16 protein-coding genes and 1 other RNA gene are annotated in these 17567 nt (G+C 35.7%); 8 read left to right on the top strand and 9 right to left on the bottom strand.

Translation table 11 applies throughout. The annotated features are described in order from the left end of the window. The first annotated feature begins 29 nt into the window (after nucleotides 1–29). The 5 genes from CJP74_RS02395 to deoD all read left to right on the top strand — a co-directional run bounded on the left by CJP74_RS02395 (nucleotide 30) and on the right by deoD (nucleotide 5364). Nucleotides 30–803 carry a DedA family protein gene (locus CJP74_RS02395; RefSeq protein ID WP_119496685.1) on the top strand — a complete coding sequence of 258 codons (774 nt, stop codon included), beginning with the start codon at nucleotides 30–32 and terminating at the stop codon, nucleotides 801–803. A gap of 166 nt (nucleotides 804–969) precedes the next feature. Then, complete coding sequence (menA, locus tag CJP74_RS02400; protein ID WP_119496686.1) at nucleotides 970–2088, top strand: 1,4-dihydroxy-2-naphthoate octaprenyltransferase; 1119 nt, start codon at nucleotides 970–972, stop codon at nucleotides 2086–2088. Between the two features lie 301 nt (nucleotides 2089–2389). After that, on the top strand, nucleotides 2390–3205 hold the full coding sequence (gene deoC, locus CJP74_RS02405) for a deoxyribose-phosphate aldolase (RefSeq protein ID WP_119496687.1): 816 nt from the start codon (nucleotides 2390–2392) through the stop codon (nucleotides 3203–3205). Between the two features lie 180 nt (nucleotides 3206–3385). Then, nucleotides 3386–4609: a phosphopentomutase gene (locus CJP74_RS02410; RefSeq protein ID WP_119496688.1), complete on the top strand. Its 1224-nt coding sequence runs from the start codon at nucleotides 3386–3388 to the stop codon at nucleotides 4607–4609. A 41-nt stretch (nucleotides 4610–4650) separates the two neighbouring features. Further along, entirely contained in the window at nucleotides 4651–5364 is a 714-nt protein-coding gene (gene deoD, locus CJP74_RS02415; protein ID WP_119496689.1) for a purine-nucleoside phosphorylase, read from the top strand. 98 nt (nucleotides 5365–5462) lie between these two features. On the opposite strand, the gene CJP74_RS02420 is transcribed toward deoD, so the two are convergent. The 5 genes from CJP74_RS02420 to CJP74_RS02440 form a co-directional block, all read right to left on the bottom strand. Next, on the bottom strand, nucleotides 5463–6224 hold the full coding sequence (locus CJP74_RS02420) for a YfgM family protein (protein WP_119496690.1): 762 nt from the start codon (nucleotides 6222–6224) through the stop codon (nucleotides 5463–5465). A 62-nt stretch (nucleotides 6225–6286) separates the two neighbouring features. After that, nucleotides 6287–7540: a histidine--tRNA ligase gene (gene hisS, locus CJP74_RS02425; protein WP_119496691.1), complete on the bottom strand. Its 1254-nt coding sequence runs from the start codon at nucleotides 7538–7540 to the stop codon at nucleotides 6287–6289. An 84-nt stretch (nucleotides 7541–7624) separates the two neighbouring features. Next, nucleotides 7625–8743, bottom strand: a complete 1119-nt coding sequence (gene ispG, locus CJP74_RS02430) for a flavodoxin-dependent (E)-4-hydroxy-3-methylbut-2-enyl-diphosphate synthase (protein WP_119496692.1) — start codon at nucleotides 8741–8743, stop codon at nucleotides 7625–7627. Between the two features lie 155 nt (nucleotides 8744–8898). After that, on the bottom strand, nucleotides 8899–9825 hold the full coding sequence (locus tag CJP74_RS02435) for a helix-turn-helix domain-containing protein (protein WP_119496693.1): 927 nt from the start codon (nucleotides 9823–9825) through the stop codon (nucleotides 8899–8901). A gap of 190 nt (nucleotides 9826–10015) precedes the next feature. Next, on the bottom strand, nucleotides 10016–11575 hold the full coding sequence (locus tag CJP74_RS02440) for a glutamate ligase domain-containing protein (RefSeq protein ID WP_119496694.1): 1560 nt from the start codon (nucleotides 11573–11575) through the stop codon (nucleotides 10016–10018). 145 nt (nucleotides 11576–11720) lie between these two features. Between CJP74_RS02440 and CJP74_RS02445 the strand changes: the two genes are divergently transcribed. The 3 genes from CJP74_RS02445 to dapD all read left to right on the top strand — a co-directional run bounded on the left by CJP74_RS02445 (nucleotide 11721) and on the right by dapD (nucleotide 14805). Then, nucleotides 11721–12734: a MurR/RpiR family transcriptional regulator gene (locus CJP74_RS02445; protein ID WP_119496695.1), complete on the top strand. Its 1014-nt coding sequence runs from the start codon at nucleotides 11721–11723 to the stop codon at nucleotides 12732–12734. A 7-nt stretch (nucleotides 12735–12741) separates the two neighbouring features. Beyond that, nucleotides 12742–13872, top strand: coding sequence for a DNA repair protein RecO (gene recO / locus CJP74_RS02450; protein ID WP_119496696.1), 1131 nt, complete (start codon nucleotides 12742–12744; stop codon nucleotides 13870–13872). A gap of 99 nt (nucleotides 13873–13971) precedes the next feature. Then, on the top strand, nucleotides 13972–14805 hold the full coding sequence (gene dapD / locus CJP74_RS02455; protein WP_119496697.1) for a 2,3,4,5-tetrahydropyridine-2,6-dicarboxylate N-succinyltransferase: 834 nt from the start codon (nucleotides 13972–13974) through the stop codon (nucleotides 14803–14805). Between the two features lie 68 nt (nucleotides 14806–14873). Here the strand turns inward: dapD and CJP74_RS02460 are convergent, their stop codons facing one another. The 4 genes from CJP74_RS02460 to CJP74_RS02475 form a co-directional block, all read right to left on the bottom strand. Then, on the bottom strand, nucleotides 14874–15275 hold the full coding sequence (locus CJP74_RS02460) for a Ter macrodomain-binding protein MatP (protein WP_119496698.1): 402 nt from the start codon (nucleotides 15273–15275) through the stop codon (nucleotides 14874–14876). 14 nt (nucleotides 15276–15289) lie between these two features. Beyond that, nucleotides 15290–15676: a transfer-messenger RNA gene (ssrA, locus tag CJP74_RS02465) on the bottom strand. Between the two features lie 64 nt (nucleotides 15677–15740). Continuing rightward, nucleotides 15741–16679 (bottom strand): tyrosine recombinase, encoded by a 939-nt coding sequence (locus tag CJP74_RS02470; RefSeq protein ID WP_119496699.1) that lies wholly within the window; start codon nucleotides 16677–16679, stop codon nucleotides 15741–15743. Next, nucleotides 16651–17514 (bottom strand): 5'-nucleotidase, lipoprotein e(P4) family, encoded by an 864-nt coding sequence (locus CJP74_RS02475; protein WP_222986856.1) that lies wholly within the window; start codon nucleotides 17512–17514, stop codon nucleotides 16651–16653. Before CJP74_RS02475 ends, CJP74_RS02470 begins: the two co-directional genes overlap by 29 nt. Nucleotides 17515–17567: the final 53 nt, after the last annotated feature.

The raw sequence follows: 17567 nt of genomic DNA on the forward strand, positions 1-17567 counted from the left end.
TTGTATTAATCTAAGGGGTTTAATATTTCATGGATAGCCTAATTAATTTATTCGAACATTTTTCTGAATATGGGAACATTATTTCCTATGTTCTAGTATTTACTGTTCTCTTAATTAGTGGTTTAGGAGTGCCAATTCCAGAAGATATTACATTAGTAACGGCTGGAATTTTAGCAAGTCAAGGCTATGCACATGGTCCTGGCATTTTCCTAGTTTGTATGGCTGGAGTTCTAATAGGTGACTCTATTATGTACTTCTTGGGGTACATTTACGGAGTAAAACTTTTACGTGTGAAGTTTCTTCGTAAAATCCTAACAGCAAAAAGAATTAAATCAATTCGTGCTCGTTTCCAAGATAACTCGACCATGTTTCTTTTTGTTGCTCGTTTCTTACCGGGCTTAAGAGCAGCTATTTATCTTTTCTCAGGAATCACAAGAAAAGTTACATATCACAAGTTTTTCTTAATCGACTTTTTTGCTTGCATTATCTCCGTACCTGTATGGGTGGGATTAGGTTACTTTTTCGGAAATAACCTTGAGCACTTAAAACACTTAATGCACCGTATTGGTCTGGGAGTATCTGTTGCAGCAATTATCGCTTTAGTCCTAATTATAATTTTAATTAAAATTAGAATTGCTAAAAAAGCTAAAGAAGTGCATGAGAAAAAAGCTCAAGCCAGTCAAAGAAATGATGATGAGTTATATTCACATGCGCGAACTAACTCTGGCGCTATCAAAAAGAAAGCACAAATTAAGCAACAAACAAGCAACAAATTAAATCAGGAAGATAATATTTCTCCGTAACATAAAAGAGTCAAGTTTTCTTGGCTCTTTTAATTTTGCCAATATTTTTTCTTTTTCTTCGAATTTAGGGTATAATTATTTGAAGTTTGTTTTCCTAACCATATAATATAAAGAGAAAACAACTGACCTTTATTCAAGACCTTGACGAATAAGAGGATATAATCCTGTGACAGAAAAAAATACTTTTACCGAGGTTGAAGAAAATATCAATCCAACACTCGATGATGGTATTGGTGATATTGCAGACCTTGCCGACAAGTCGAAAACAGACATTTTATTTGGTAATTTAAAACCTTCAACCGTACGTGAAGCCTATAGAGATGAACGTGCTTGGCGACAAAAGTATCGCATGGCGTATCTCAAGCACCCACGCTTATTTGTTTTATACCAAATTATTAACCCTTATAGCCAAGTAAAAACCTTTTTAGCAATTTTACTGGGCACCTCTTTAGCTTTATTAACTCGTTCGGAGATTAACTGGTTAGTATTTGTTCTTTGCTTAGTTTTAGGCTTTCTTTTACAAGTATTTGCTAATCTTTGTAAAGAATACTCTTCAGAAGATCTAGGCACTAAATACGAATGTCGTATTTGTGAATTCGAAGCCTACCCAGGTGAAAAAATAATTACGCGCCGTCGAGTTTTACAATTTATTAAATTAAATTTTATTTTAATTATTGCAGCTTGCGTTGCCCTAATTTTTGTTGCTCAACTTAACCTAGGGTCAATTCTCGTATTTTCTGGACTAATAATAGTTATTCTTAATCTTTTATCTCGTTATTCAATTGGAAAAAATCCGTACAACTTTACGGTATTAGGAGAGCTCTCTTACTTCCTCGTGTATGGGGTGGTAATGGTTGATGCTTCTTTCTATCTCCAAGTGCATGATTTTGATACCTATTTATTATTCCCTGCTCTAGCCTTTGGCTTTTTATGTGTAGCAACCCTAAATCTCTTTAACATGCGAGATAGCTATGTAGCTCGTGCTTACCATAAAGACAACCTCGCTGTAGTTTTAGGAACTAAAGCAAGTCGTTTATTCCAAACTCTATTTTATATTCTTGCTTTAATTTTCTATTCTTACTTTAATACGGTTATAGCAGCACCATGGTTTGCTTATCTATTTTTTATTAGCTTACCATTAATTGCTTTCCATCTCTATGTTATCCATACAGATGCCAGCACTAAAGCTCTTAATAACCAAAAGTATATAGCTAACTTAATTAATTTTGTTACTACAGGTACTTTTATTGTAACCACAGTTATTGCAATTTACGCATGGCAATAAATTCAAGTCCTCCTTACGGGGGACTTTTATTTTTGCCTAAAAAAAGTAAATTTCGATTCCTATAAAAGTAATAAATATCGAAACTATACTAAAAAAGTGAGGTTTACTTATAAAGTGGCTAGGTTTACTTATAAAGTAGTTAGGTTTACTTATAAGTTAATTCTTTCTATTTTGCTCAACTAAGGATCAGTTCTTCCCATAAAAAAGTGGTCAGTTGACCATTTTTATGAAAATTTTCCCAACTTTTGCCCTTAGTTTTAGTATTATGTTGACGAGAATAAAAGACTAAAGGAGATAATTTATGACCCCAAGTGAACAAGCTAAATTAGTTTTAAGTCTAACTGACTTAACTTCACTCGAAGATAATGATAACTTTGCTTCTATTGAAGCATTATGTAAAAAAGCTACGAGCGAATACGGTAATACGGCAGCTGTTTGCGTTTACAAACAATTTGCAGCCTATGCTAAATATTTAGTTGAAGATAAAGTTAAAGTAGCTACAGTTATTAACTTTCCTGACGGAGCTTTAGATCCGCAAAGATTTGCCTTTGAGTATGCTTATGCTCTGAGCCAAAAAGTAGATGAAATTGACTATGTTTTTCCATGGCGTAAACTTGTAGAGCTTACGCAAGATCAAGAGCATGCCTTTGCCGACCTAAGCCAAGTAAAAGCTAATCCAGCCTATCAAACTATGAAAGAAATTATGGCTGACTACTTAGGTCCGCTTTGTAAAAAAGATACTAAAGTAAAAGTAATTCTGGAATCGGGCTCTTTAACTCCATTACAAGTAGCTATTGCTAGTCAAATTTGTCTAGATTACCAAGTAGACTTTATTAAAACCTCAACTGGTAAACACGGCAAAGGAGCAAGACTCAGTGATGCCCAAATTATTTTTACCCTTATTAAATTAAACAATAGCTCTACTGGCTTTAAAGCTTCAGGTGGCATAAGAACAGTTGCCAATGCTATGGAGTATATTACCCTTGCTCAAAGTATTCTTGGTGATGACTTTATTAAACCAGAGACTTTCCGCTTTGGGGCTTCAGGAATTTACAATGATATTGTAAATATTCTCACGGGAAATCAAACTTCAACGCCAACTAACTCGAGTTATTAGTTCTTTGTCTTCTTTTTTGCTTGCTTTAGGCAAATTAATCAAAAAAAATCTCTTAAAATGGGGTATAATTTGCATGTAAGTTAAGCAAAGCTTACAAAAAATAGGTTTAAAAATGTTGCTAAAAAAATAAACTTATTTTTGATATTCTTATAAATTTTGATAAGTCCAAGGCTTTCTAATATGAAAAAACGTGTATTTATCATGCTCCTTGATTCATTTGGTATTGGTCATGCTCATGATGCAGACAAATACGGTGATAAAGGTTCAGATACTTTAGGTCACATTGCCCAATTCTTTGCTGATGGGAAAACAACTAACGGTCAAACAGCTTTAAATTTACCTAACTTAACCAAATTAGGTTTACTAGAAGCTTATAAACAATCAACTGGCCAATATCCTGCGAAAATGGATCCTAGCTTAGTAGATCCACAAGCTTCTTACTGCTATGCTCAGGAAGTTTCAAATGGTAAGGATACTCCATCAGGCCACTGGGAAATTGCAGGTTGTCCTGTAAGATTTGACTGGACTTATTTTCCAGAACATCAAAACTCTTTCCCTGAAGAGTTTTTAGATAATATTGTGAAAAAAGCTGGTCTTCCTGGTTATCTTGGCAACTGCCATGCTTCAGGTACAGTAATTCTTGACCAATTAGGTGAAGAGCATATGAAAACAGGTAAACCTATTTTCTATACTTCAGCTGATTCAGTTTTCCAAATTGCTGCCCATGAAGAAACTTTTGGGGTAGAAAAATTATTAGCTTTATGTGAATTAGTGCGTGAAGAATTAAATGAGCACTTTGAAGCAGTAGGGCGTGTAATTGCTCGTCCATTTGTTGGTCCTAAAGCAGGAGAGTTTAAACGTACAGGTAACCGTCGTGACTACTCAATTTTACCACCTTCAGAAACAGTTCTTGTACAACTAGAAAAAGCAGGTGGTCACGTAGTTTCAGTTGGTAAAATTGCCGATATCTACGCACACCAAGGCATTACCAAAAAAGTAAAAGCTACAGGTTTAGAAGAGTTATTTGATAAATCTATTGAAGAAATCAAACAAGCTCAAGATAACACTATTGTTTTCACAAACTTTGTAAACTTTGACTCAGACTTTGGTCACCGTCGTGACCCACAAGGATATGGTGAAGCTCTAGAATACTTCGATAGTCGTGTTCCAGAACTTCTCAACTTATTAGAAGAAGGTGATTTAATTATCTTCACTGCTGACCATGGTAACGATCCAACATGGCCAGGCACAGAACACACCCGTGAACACATTCCTGTATTATTTGCAGGTTCTGGTGCTGTTCCTGGTTATCATGGCAAACGTGAAACCTTCTCTGATATTGGTGCTACTATTGCCAAATACTTAAATCTTCCAGGTTTTGACTTTGGTAAACCAATCTTTTAAACATCTTTTGGACAATTTTTAATTTGTAAGGATAAATATTTATGGCAACTCCACATAATGCAGCTGAATTTGGTGATATCGCAGAAACAGTATTAATGCCAGGTGATCCACTTCGTGCTAAATACATTGCAGAAAACTTCTTAGAAAACGTTACGCAATTTACTTCAGTACGTAATATGTATGGCTTTACTGGTACTTATAAAGGTAAACGTATCTCTATTATGGGACACGGTATGGGTATGCCATCAATTTCAATCTATGCTGAAGAATTATACAAATTCTACGGTGTGAAAAACATTATCCGTATTGGTTCGGCTGGTGCAGTATTAGATGATGTACACGTACGTGACGTTATCGTTGTAACTGGTGCTTCTACTGATTCAAAAATCAACCGTCAACGTTTCAAAGGTCATGACTACTCAGCTGTAGCTTCATACGAAAACGTGGCAGCTTTAGTTGAAGCAGCAAAAGAAAATAATGTTCCAGTAAAAGTTGGTAAATGTTTCTCTGCAGATCTTTTCTACTCTCCAGATTTTGACTTTTTCCAAACTTTAAAAACTTATAACTTCCTAGCTGTAGAAATGGAAGCAGCAGCATTATTCCCAATTGCTGATCTATACGGTGCTAAAGCAGGTTGTATCTTAACTATCTCTGATCACATTTTAAGAGAAGAGTATACAACCGCTGAAGAACGTCAAACTACATTCACGCAAATGATGAATGTTGCTTTAGATGCAGCAATTAAAGTTGCTTAATTAAAATGGATTAAAGCCTTAAGTGTAACACTTAAGGCTTTAATTAATGCAAAAAAAAAGGAAAGCTTGCTAGAGCTTTCCTTTTTTTATAGTTTAAATTAATTGTTGCTTTCACTTGCTGGAGCTGTAGGCTCTGCAGGAGCAGTTGTCTCTGCAGGAGCTGCAGGTGCTGCTGGAGTCTCAAGATTTTTTACATAAGACTGAGCAATATTCATGCGCAGTTGTAAAAATTGTACTTGGCTATTTAAGCTTTCAATATCAGTTGTATTAGCATTTGCATTAGCTAATTCTTGATTCAGATAGTTTTGCGCAACTTGATATTCATTATAAGCTTGTTGATATTTACCATCACTAAAGTAAATATCACCTGCTAATAATCTTGCACTTACATACCAAGAACCTTGAGAAATAGCATCTAAAGCAGGAATACCTTCTTCACCACGACCAAGTTGAAGAAGAAGTTTAGCTTTAGTAATAGCTACTAACTCAGGAGAAAATTCATTATTGCTTGGAATAGCTTCAACTAATTGTAAAGCTTGCGTATATTGCCCTTGGTCAGCTAAGTATTTTGCTTGGTCTAATAGACCTAAAGCAGCTAAAGCTTTTTTCGGGTTCTTTTCAATATACTGTAATAACATGTTATTACGGGTAGTAACGTCATCGCCCTGATTTGGGATAGTCATAATTTGCTGATACTCTTGATATTCAGCTTGTTGTTGACGTACTTGATTGTTTTTAAACCAGTTAATACCAAAGTAAATGGTTACACCTATGGCAACAGCCAAGATAATAAATGGTAAATACTGGCGAAGTTTTGACATAAAAGACTGGAAGTCTTGTTCTTCTGTTGTATATGCCATGAAAAATCCTGTTTTAAATAGAATAACTACAAGTATACACTAAAATAGGCAAAATAGCAAAGTTAAGCTTTAAGGCTCGCAACTAGATTTGCTAAGTCAACCGTTTCTTGTTCACCTGTTGCTAAACGTTTAACATTAACCTGATTTGCTGCACTTAACTCAGGATTGATAATTAGGGCTAGAGGAGCACCTGATTTATCTGCTTTGGTAAATTGTTTTTTCAGTTTACCGCCAGCAAGGTTATTTAACACTTTAAAACCAGCCTGACGTAATTGTAGAGCAACTTTTAATGAGTAAGAAGCTACATCACCTTCGTTAATAATAAACACATCAGCACTTGGAGTTTCTTGTTTACCTTGTACCTCTTCAATTAAAAGAAGTAAACGTTCGTAACCTAAACCAAAACCAAAGCCTGGAGTAGCATGACCACCTAAAATTTCTACTAAACGGTCATAACGTCCACCCGCACAAACTGTTGCTTGTGCTCCTAAACGGGTTGTTGTCCACTCAAAAACTGTATCATTATAGTAGTCTAGACCACGTACTAGTTTTGGATTTACAACAAACTCTTGCCCATTAGCTGTAAGTATAGCTTTGAGTTGCTCAAAGTAATCTTTTGACTCTTGATCTAAGAAGTCAGCTAGAACAGGAGCATTAGCTAATACTGCTTGAGTATTGGCATCTTTAGAGTCAAGAATACGTAATGGGTTTGAGGTTAAACGACGTTGGGAATCGGCATCGAGTTGATCTTTATAAGCTTCTAAATAAGCAACTAAAGCCTTACCATAGTTAGCTCTTGCTTCGCTTGTCCCTATAGTATTAATTTCTAAGGTTACATATTCGCTTAAACCTAAAGCTTGCCAGAATTCCGCACACATTAAAAGTACTTCGGCATCTAGAGCAGGATTTCTAATACCAAGAATTTCTACCCCAAGCTGGTGGAATTGACGATAACGTCCTTTTTGTGGACGCTCATAGCGGAACATAGGACCAAAGTAGTATAAGCGTTGTTCTTGGTTATAAGATAAACCATGCTCAATACAAGCACGCATAGTTCCTGCAGTACCCTCAGGTCTTAAACTTACACTTTCTTGATCATTAGTGGTAAAAGAGAACATCTCTTTTTCAACTATATCAGTAGCCTCACCTACGCCACGCGCAAATAAAGCCGTAGACTCTAAGTAAGGAACCTTAATTTCATTAATACAATATTGAGCGAGAATTTGCTCTAAAGTTCTTAAAACACTATTAAACTGATAAGTGTCTTGTGGTAAAACATCATTAAAACCACGTAAACTTTTAATTACTTTACTCATAATAAACTTTCTGTTAGTAGGTTATTTTCCGCTATATAGTATAACAAAAAAGGCCAGTTAAATTTAACAAACTGGCTCTTTTTTCTAGTTTAAATCTTTTATAGCAATACGATTTTTTTCGATTTCCACGCGAGCACGAATTTTTGCTTCTAATTGGTCAATCATGTCCGTATTGTCTAGGCGATCTATACGTTTACCATCTTCGTAAAAGCCTGATTTACGCATGCCTCCGGCAACTCCCATGTCTGCAACTATGGCTTCACCTGGACCATTTACTACACAACCTATAATAGAAACATCTAAAGGCGTGAGAATATCTTGTAAACGATCTTCAAGGGCGTTTACGGTTCCGATTACATCAAATTCTTGACGCGAACAAGTTGGGCAGGCAATAAAGTTAATGCCACGTTTACGGAGACCTAAAGATTTTAAGATCTCAAAACCTGCTTTTACCTCTTCTACAGGGTCAGCAGCCAGAGAAATACGAATTGTATCACCGATACCTTCGGCTAAAAGCATCCCTAAACCTATTGCTGATTTAACCGTACCTGAACGTAAACTACCTGATTCAGTTATCCCTAAGTGCAGAGGCACTAGAGGTAGAGCTTGGGCAAGTTTACGGTATGAAGCTACCGCTAGATCTATATTTGAGGCTTTAACTGAAACTTTAAAGTTATCAAAGTTTAATCTATCTAAATAGTCAACATGACGTAAAGCTGATTCAACTAAAGCTTCGGGCGTAGGTTCACCATATTTTTCTTGTAAATCTTTTTCTAAAGATCCTGCGTTAATCCCGATACGAATGGGAATATTTTTATCTCTTGCCGTTTCTACAACGCGACGAATTCTTTCTTCGTTACCTATGTTACCTGGGTTAATTCTTAAACAATCAACGCCATATTCAGCAACTTTTAAGGCAATACGATAATCAAAATGAATATCAGCAATCAGTGGTACTGAAACTTGCTGTTTAATTTCTTTAAATGCTTCGGCAGCATCCATAGTAGGTACTGAAACCCTTACTAGGTCTACGCCTACTTCTTCTAAACTTTTAATTTGCCCTACAGTAGCTTCTACATCTGTAGTTTTTGTATTGGTCATTGACTGGACTGAAATAGGAGCATCTCCTCCAACAGCCACATTTCCAACCATGATTTTACGAGTTGGACGTCGATCTTTAATTACATTAAATTCACTACTCATATTTTTACCGATTTAAATTGGCGGTTTTTCACGTCTATATTATACCCTAACTAGGAAAAGACCACAAAAAACTCATTAAACCAAGTTCTATTTAATGCTTTTAATAATATTAATTCTTAAATAAAGAAAAGCCCACCTTAAGGTGAGCCTCTCTATTAACGTAAAGTAAAACTTTTAATATTAGTATTTGAACTTAAATCTTGGGCTACGCCATTAATATAAAGATAGCTTACCCCTTTAATATTACCAAAACGAAGAACAGCAATATTATCAGGTATTTGGGTTAGGGTATTTAGAGGAATTCTTAATTCTCCCCAACCTTGAGCATTAGCATTTACTTTAGTTCCAACCCAACTTGCAGCTTTTAGTTTTACGTAAACACCTTCTAAAGGAATTTGCTCGCCATCTGGAGCTGTTACACTAGTTGGTTCTGCTGGAGCTACCTCTTCTGGAGGAGTTTGAGGTTCTTCAACTACTGGAGCAGGTTCTGGTACTTCTACTGGCTGAGTTTCAACTTGAGTTACTGGTTCTTGCACAGGAGTTGGTGCAGTTACAGCTACTTCATTAGTGAATACCGATTTAACAACTATAACGCCAATAGCAATAATAATTACTAAAGTAACTAAAAGGAAAAATACTTTTCTAATTCCTGAAGGTCTTCTATTCATATCCGCCGAAATAGTATTTCGGGTAAAGGCAGAAGGCTTAGATTTAGGGCTTACTTCTGTGTCTCTTACTAACTTAGAAGCACGGTTTACTTGTTTGGCTGTATCTTCATAAATTTGTTTATCAATTAAAGAATAGTCATCTATGCCTAAATGACTAGTGTATTTTTTTAGATACATTCTCAGGTAAACATTATCAAAATCTTCAATGTTTGTGAACTGATTCTGTTCAAAAGCTTTTAAAACTCGCGTATTGATACGGATGGCCTTATTAACATCTTCTAAAGACTCGCCTTTTTCATTACGTTTTTGTTTTAAGTAGCTACCAAAATTCTCTGGATTTAGCTTTTGATCTTCTAACGTTGTGTTCGTGTTTTCTAAATTTGTGTTTAAATCTTTTTTTTCCAAAGTGGTCATGGGTACTTACAAACATTAGGGTTAAGAGATATCTTAACAACGCAAAAAAGTAATGTAAAGAAACTGGTAGTTGTCTTTACAAAGGGGAAAAGTTTAAAAACTACTGTCTTTCCCATTATACCAACATTTAGAGAAAAATGAAAAGAAAATGCACAGAAAATGCACATATAACTAAGCCTTTTTCGCCACTTTAGAGCAAAGATAAATTGGTCTTAGCACAGATATCACTTAAAAGATAAAAACTGCCCATAAAAACAAGATTAATTTCTTGCCCTCGATGCTGATTCTGAGTAAAAATTTGCTCTAAGCAAGTTTTTAGGTCTGCCTCTAAACGCACATGAGCAGGTAATTCAGGCAAACGCTCTTGATAATCGGCAAGAGTTACGCCCCGTTGCTCATGGGCAATAGGTAATAAATAAACCTGTTCATGCTTAAAGCACTCTAAAGCGGTAACTAAATCCTTATCTTTGCCCATGGCAACAAAGTAATAGGTTTTGCCTTGTTGATTAAATTTTTCCTTTAGTAAGGACAGGGATTTTTCTATTGCCTGAGGATTATGAGCTACATCCATTACTATTTGCAAAGAACAACTTGGCATCCTTAGCCCTAAGCCTTGGATAAATTGTTGCTTTTGTTCTGCTTGTAAAAAAGTTAAACGCCCAGGTAATTTTACGCGAGCTAAAATATGAGCAAGAGTTGAGGCATTTAATTTTGCCAGTTGTTTTACCCTACTTAAACTTATAGCCGTAAAATAACTCGCTGGGGCTCTCAGATTAAAATCATAGTCAGCTATAGTTTGCGGGATGTAAGGCTTGGCATTTAGCTCCCTTAAGTATTGATAAGCCGTAAGACTAACTTGTACATTTGAGTGAGGGATTAAGCTTGGCTTTATCTCCTCTGGTAAAGGAAGCAAAGGAAGAAAATGCAAGTGCTCACGCACTTGTTGGGCAAGTAAATCTTGCGAAGCAACAAAAATAACGCCACTTGGCAAGCGAGCTGTAGCTATTTTATTGGCAGCTACCGAAGTTAAACTCTTACCTAACCAAGCAGTATGATCTAAGCCTATACTGGTAATTATGGCTAGATGCGCATCTAGGGCATTGGCAGTATCATAAACACCTCCTATGCCTACCTCTTGAACAAAAACATCGGCGGCAAAATAATAGCTTAATAACTGCGTTAATAAAGTATTTTGCTGGGAAAAATTGTAGTAGGTTGCTTGCTTACCACTACGAGCTAAATAAAAGGCAAGAATTATATCTAACACTTGCAATGCCCAGAAATAATGCTCATAAGCTATAGGTTTGCCGTTAAGTAAAGTACGCTCGTTATATTGGTGTAAATGCGGACTATTTAAGGTCACCACTTGCAAAGAGCTAAGAAGCGAGGTAATTAATAAAGAGGTCGTCCCCTTCCCATTAGTGCCGCCAACGGTTATAACTAGAGGTAACTTGGGCTGGGCTTGCGGAATAAAGTTAGCCTCGGGCAGAGCTCCCACCTGTTTTAAGGCCTGCTCTAAGCTTTGTGTATCTAAGTTCTTCGGTAAAAAGTTGTATTTTGCGGGTAAGTCTTGGCTGACAGCCTCAAGAATTTGCAGAGATTCTGGGGAGGCATGCTCATAAGTTTGCCATAAATTATAGCTATAGTAATAAACTCGTAAAAGCTGAGCAATAATTGTCAGGTCGGCAATAGTTAAACTACTTTGACTTTGGATAGCTCGATTAATTTGGTGGGAAATATATTTGTCCATTTACAATAAATCCTTGGGCAAAAAAATATTTTTTTGCAGTATAGACCGCTCTAGTTTTTGCGGTATAATATCATTAGATATATTTTTTCTTTAAAAAAACTTTCATTTGCTAGTTTTTTTCTTCACCATCCCGCAATTAGCAACTATGACGATAAAGAAATTAAAAAGAATTAAAAAAAGTAAAGCTACTCCTGTCGTGGAAGTAGATACTAGTGCTGCCAAACAAAAAAAGCAAGCTTATGGCACGCCTAATGTAAGTGCGATCGAAAAATATTTTAGTTCGCAACAAGATACCTTTACTAAGTCAATGAAAAAGATTGCTAATGAAATTATTAGTAATCCTGATCTTTTACGCAATAGTATTTTATCTGGTTTTGCTAAAACTTTAAACCTTGGTGAAGCTTCTATTATGCGTTTTTGTAAACACCTTGGCTTTAAAGGTTATACTGAATTTAAAAAATATTTTATTGAAGAATACTTTGACTTACCCGACGAAGTAGAAACAAAAAATAAAATCTACGATATAGATGTAACCGTACAATCTAATCCTGCAGATGTTTTAACACGAACAACTAACCTTTTAGCTCGTATTACGCTAGAAACTAAGCAAAATCTTTCCGCTAATAGTAGTAATCTTAGCCTAGCTGCCGATAAAATTCATCTCGCTCCGCGACTTTTTATTTTTGGTACCGAAGCTAACCGTTGGCTAATAGAAGATGTAGCTGCTCGTTTTATGAGTATAGGTATTTTAACCATCACCGCTACTGGCGAAAGTGATATGGTTAATAAAGCTTGTTTACTTTCTAAAGGTGATGTAGCTATAGCTATTCAAAGCTCAGGCTATAATCGTGAAGTTTTAAAAATTGTTTCTTTATTACAAAAGCAACGTGTGTTCACTATTGCTATTTGTAATGATGCCCGCTCGGATCTTAGCGTACGCGTTGATGTTTCCTTTATTGCTTCGGGTTCATTTGATAAAAACTTCCACTTACTGCAAGACAGCATGTATGTGCGCGTGAGTCAGCTCTTAATTGTTGAATGCTTGGTTGCTCTCGTAACTGCTTTAGATGTACAACAGGTTAAAGAATTACGCACTAATGTTCTCAATGTAATTGAACAAATAGTGCAAGCTAAAGATGATACCCCAACCATAGTGTAATAAAAAAATGTGGTATACAGGTTTTGTACTCTACCGTGAAGACTACGGCAATAATACTGTACGTCTTTTCTTTCTTAGTTTAGAAAAAGGCTTATTACACCTCTATTGTAAAGGAGCCAATAGTAAAAGCTCAAAATTAGGGCCAGCTTTACAATATTTTTCTTTACTAAAAATTCAAGTGGCAGGTAAGCTCTTGAATTATATCAATAAAGTTGAAATCGAGAGTTTGGCTATTCGCTACCCTCTCGAACAATTTTATTGTGCCTGTTATGTTAATGAGTTAATCTTTAAGCTCTTACCAACTAATGATAACTATGAGTCTTTTGCTCTCTTTAACTTTTATAAAAATGCCTTATTAGGCTTGTTTTATGCTAATAGCACGCAAGAACAAAGTCTGGTCTTACGCAAATTCGAATTTGAGTTATTAAATTATTTAGGCATGCTTCCGCTTTTAAATCAGGACTATGCCGGTCTCGAGCTCGAAGACCATCAGAATTATTTTTTAATTCAAGAGCAAGGTTTTATTAAAAGCCAAGAGATTAATTTACTTAATCAAGAGCTTACAAAACAAGAGCTTAGCCTCAGACAACAATGGGAGCAAGATCCTGACAGTGTAGACCCTCTTGCTTTACAGTATCTCGAGTATCAACAGCAACAATTTCAGTACCAGCAAGAACTTACTTTTGCGGGAAAAAATTTAAAGCTTATGCACGAAATCTTTCTCGAAGAAGCACCTAGCCAAGGGCAAATTAAAATCAATCCTCAAACTCAAGAGCAATTACAACTCAATGCCAGTAATCTTGCTTCTTTACTGCAAGTTAAAATCTCGCTTGACCAAAAACAGCAAGTGGTTAAACAAACTACTTACAAAGTAAACAATTCATTTGACGAGCAAGATTTACAGCAAGCTCTCGAAGCTAAAATTAAAGAGTTCAAAAAAGAAAAAGAGCAAGTTGTACCTGAAAGAAAAACAGACTCATTTTCAGGCTTTGAGGCGTTAACTAACGAGCAAAAGAAAATCTTTTTGCAACAAAGTGCTAACCTCAGTAAAATCTATTTAAGTGTTCTTTTAGGGACGCGACCTATCTTAGCACGAGAAAAGCTCTTAGAGTATAAACGCTTAATGCAAAGCTTATAAAGGGAAACTTGAGCTTTTATGATATAATTATCATTTACAGGGCTAGAAATTTTATTTTTAGTTAGATTTATTTTTTTATTTTAAATTTAAAGGTTAAGTATGTCTTACAATCTTGCTGAATTACAAGCTTTTATTGAAGCTGAATTCGAAAACAGAGCTTCTATTAATCCTCAAACAGCAAGCGATGATTTAAAAGCAGCTGTTGAATATGTAATTAACCAATTAGATAAAGGTGTTTTACGTGTTGCTGAAAAAATTGATGGCAACTGGGTAACTCACCAATGGTTAAAAAAGGCTGTTTTACTTTCTTTCCGTATCAAAGAAAATCAAATTATTGAAGGTGATTCAACAAATTACTACGATAAAGTTGATACAAAATTCAAATCTTACACGCAAGAAGACTTTGCTCAAGCAGGTGTACGTGTAGTACCTAATGCAGTTGCACGTAAAGGTGCACACGTAGCAAAAAATGTAATCTTAATGCCTTCTTACGTAAACATTGGTGCATATGTTGACGAAGGTACCATGGTTGATACATGGGCAACTGTAGGTTCATGTGCACAAATCGGTAAAAACGTACACTTATCTGGTGGTGTAGGTATTGGTGGTGTTTTAGAACCATTACAAGCTAACCCAACAATTATCGAAGATAACTGTTTTATCGGTGCTCGTTCTGAAATTGTTGAAGGGGTAATCGTTGAAGAAGGTTCGGTAATCTCTATGGGTGTATTCATTGGTCAATCAACAAAAATCTATGACCGTGAAACAGGTGAAATCTACTATGGTCGTGTACCTGCAGGTTCAGTAGTAGTTTCAGGTAGCCTACCTTCTAAAGATGGTAAATACAGCTTATACTGTGCAGTTATCGTGAAAAAAGTTGACGCAAAAACTCGCAGCAAAGTTGGTATTAACGAATTATTACGTTTAGACTAATAAAAAATAAGCCTAGATCACTAGATCTAGGCTTTTTTTAAAATTTAAAAAAGAACTAGGTCAATTGCCTAGTTCTTTTTTTCTTTAAATAGTAATAAAATCGCTTCACTTAAACTAACATTGTGTTCTTTAGCATAAGTGGATAAAGCTTCCCACGCCTCAAATTCTAAGAAAATACTCTTTTTGGCATAGATAAGATTTTCATTATCGTTATTGCGTTTTCTTCTTGCTCGTACTGCCATGTCTAAGCTTTTAACTAAAGCTGGGTTAAGATGATTTTCTACCCATGCTTCTATAGCTTCAGGGTTTTCTCGAGCATTAATTAAATCCAAGGAAAAGGTACGTACCATTTCAGATTCAATATATTTGGTTATATTGACCCCTTTAAGGTACTTGCTATGGAGATATTCCCACTTCCATTTTGCTTCACGAATTGGGAGTTTTTGGTGTTTGCGATATTTCTTTGTCATAAAGACATAAAAATTGGTGGAGCTGAGGGGATTTGAACCCCTGTCCGAAATCACTCCATTACAGAATACTACATGTTTAGTTTTATTTAGAATTTCGCTAGTAGTAAAAAATAAAACAAAATCTACATCGCTAGATGGTAAATAATAGTAACAAGCCCCATCAAAACTCAATTACTATTCACTAGCTAAGGATAATTATAAAAGTGGGTGTTTCATCGCTAGTGGAAATCCACACCGACCGCTTTAGATCAGGTTATTAAGCTGCTAAAGCTACGCCGTTGTTTGTTGAACGGCCAAAAAACGCATCTTTTGCATTTATATTTAATTTGAAGTTATTTAAGAGTCTTCCCACTCTACATGATTCTGAAACTTCACAATCCCGTCGAATCCAGAACAGCCCCGAAAACCTGAGATTAAGAAAAATTCATATGCCATTATAGCACAAGTACCATATTTTAAGCAAATTTATCCTTTTTTCTTTTGTTTAAGTTGAGATAAATTTGGTAACTTTTGTCGAGAAAAGTTAGAGTGCAATTGCTTAATTTGCTCTTGTGCCACATGAGTATAAACTTGGGTCGCTTGTAAGCTCGAATGCCCTAATAGAGTTTGCACACTACGTATATCAGCTCCATGATTAAGTAAATGAGTAGCAAAAGTATGACGCAAACTATGAGGACCAAAGCCACTTAAATCAAAGGTAAAACATTTTTGGGCATAAGCACGAATTCTTTGCCAAAAATTCATTCTGGTCATAGGATTGCCTTGGGCATTGGCAAAAACATATTCGCTTGCCACTTGTTGTTGGTGGCGATACAAAGTCAAATAGTCATTTAAATACGCAAAAGCTGACTCACTCATAGGAACTATGCGCGTTTTGGCTCCCTTCCCCTTAACTCTTAAGGCACGATTTTCTTTGTCAATTTGATTAAACGTTAAATTTAAGAGCTCGGAAATACGTAAGCCCGAAGAATAGATTAACTCTAACATGGCTCTATCTCTAAGTCCTTTACCTTTAGATAAGTCAGGTTGAGCTAACAGCAGTTGCATTTGCTCTTCGGTTAAATAGAGCATCTTAGGTTTTATGGCTTTAGGTAAAGCCATGCGTAAAGTAGGATCTTTGCTTATATATCCTTTGAGCAATAAAAACTGAAAAAATCTCCGTAAGGTCACTAGCCAGTGGCGTAAGGTATTAACCGAAATCCCTTGCTCATAATGTTGAGCTAAATAGGCATTAAGGCTCACTGTCTCGAAGTGCAAAAAGGATTGATTGCCTTGCTCACTATTCCACTGAAAAAAACTGGCTAAGTTATAGTAGTAAGAAGTTACGGTATTTTCGCTTTTTTGCTCAACTACGGAAATATAATGAATAAATTCATTAATTAGTTGGGCGTTGCTTTTTGTCATAGAAAAATTGTGCGTAGTTACTAAGTTCCCAAGCTAAAAGCGTAGCAACAGCTATTTTATTTTGTTCACTAAGCTTATTGCCATAAAAGTCTGGCGTTAAAAGAGTCATCCAGTTACCATAGACAGGATTAGGTAAAATTATATACTTACAGCCTAACTCTTGTTTATGTTCTGCAACCCACTCCTTGCGTTGGGCATTTGTAGTATACTCTTGCCCTGTATAAAAATCATCAATCATGTCGCCAACATACATTACCACTTTTTCTCTTTGGCAAACGCGGGCAATTCTTTCTTGTTTAGTTTGGGCATAGTCGTAAGTATATTGTAACAGCACTGTGTGCTTGTTTACCTCAGGAAAACCTAACTTTTGTAAAATATCTATAGTTGCTTGTAAATTGCCGCCATAGCGATTGGAAACATAATAGATTTTAAAGCCTTGCTTATGTGCCGTTAAAACAAAATCTAAAGCTCCCGGCACTAGACCTGGAGTACCATGGGTTTCCCAATAATCCCAATACTCTTGCTTATAGCCTAGGCCATGAACACTTAAGCCTGCCTCAAATAAAGAATTATCGAGCAGAGTTTCATCTATATCAATTAAAATACTTCCTACTTCAAGTTGCTTTAGCGCACTTTTAGCTTGGTTAAAAATTTGATAGCAAACTGCCTGATATTCGGCTGACTGCTGCTGCCAAATTAAAGCACCAACTAGCTGTTGGCCAAAAATTTGTTCAGCAGAGTAAAAATTAACATCTATTTCAATTTGGCTAACCTCATCTTCACCAAGACAAATAAGTAAAATTAAGGCTGCCGTAAAAGCTTGTTCTCTGGTCATTTTTATAAGTATAAATAAAGCCCCTTGCATTTAAAATGTAAGGGGCACAAAAT

Origin of the sequence: Psittacicella melopsittaci, from assembly GCF_003585925.1 — a bacterium.
Classification (GTDB): Bacteria; Pseudomonadota; Gammaproteobacteria; order Enterobacterales; family Psittacicellaceae; genus Psittacicella; species Psittacicella melopsittaci.

Bases quoted from the DNA above. Each gene is read 5' to 3' on its own strand.
- dapD (WP_119496697.1), top strand. From the start codon at position 13,972: ATGTCTTACAATCTTGCTGAATTACAAGCTTTTATTGAAGCTGAATTC.
- ispG (WP_119496692.1), bottom strand. From the start codon at position 8,743: ATGAGTAGTGAATTTAATGTAATTAAAGATCGACGTCCAACTCGTAAA.
- CJP74_RS02420 (WP_119496690.1), bottom strand. From the start codon at position 6,224: ATGGCATATACAACAGAAGAACAAGACTTCCAGTCTTTTATGTCAAAA.
- deoD (WP_119496689.1), top strand. From the start codon at position 4,651: ATGGCAACTCCACATAATGCAGCTGAATTTGGTGATATCGCAGAAACA.
- CJP74_RS02475 (WP_222986856.1), bottom strand. From the start codon at position 17,514: ATGACCAGAGAACAAGCTTTTACGGCAGCCTTAATTTTACTTATTTGT.
- CJP74_RS02445 (WP_119496695.1), top strand. From the start codon at position 11,721: ATGACGATAAAGAAATTAAAAAGAATTAAAAAAAGTAAAGCTACTCCT.
- deoC (WP_119496687.1), top strand. From the start codon at position 2,390: ATGACCCCAAGTGAACAAGCTAAATTAGTTTTAAGTCTAACTGACTTA.
- hisS (WP_119496691.1), bottom strand. From the start codon at position 7,540: ATGAGTAAAGTAATTAAAAGTTTACGTGGTTTTAATGATGTTTTACCA.
- CJP74_RS02470 (WP_119496699.1), bottom strand. From the start codon at position 16,679: ATGACAAAAAGCAACGCCCAACTAATTAATGAATTTATTCATTATATT.
- recO (WP_119496696.1), top strand. From the start codon at position 12,742: ATGTGGTATACAGGTTTTGTACTCTACCGTGAAGACTACGGCAATAAT.
- CJP74_RS02395 (WP_119496685.1), top strand. From the start codon at position 30: ATGGATAGCCTAATTAATTTATTCGAACATTTTTCTGAATATGGGAAC.
- CJP74_RS02410 (WP_119496688.1), top strand. From the start codon at position 3,386: ATGAAAAAACGTGTATTTATCATGCTCCTTGATTCATTTGGTATTGGT.
- CJP74_RS02440 (WP_119496694.1), bottom strand. From the start codon at position 11,575: ATGGACAAATATATTTCCCACCAAATTAATCGAGCTATCCAAAGTCAA.
- CJP74_RS02435 (WP_119496693.1), bottom strand. From the start codon at position 9,825: ATGACCACTTTGGAAAAAAAAGATTTAAACACAAATTTAGAAAACACG.
- CJP74_RS02460 (WP_119496698.1), bottom strand. From the start codon at position 15,275: ATGACAAAGAAATATCGCAAACACCAAAAACTCCCAATTCGTGAAGCA.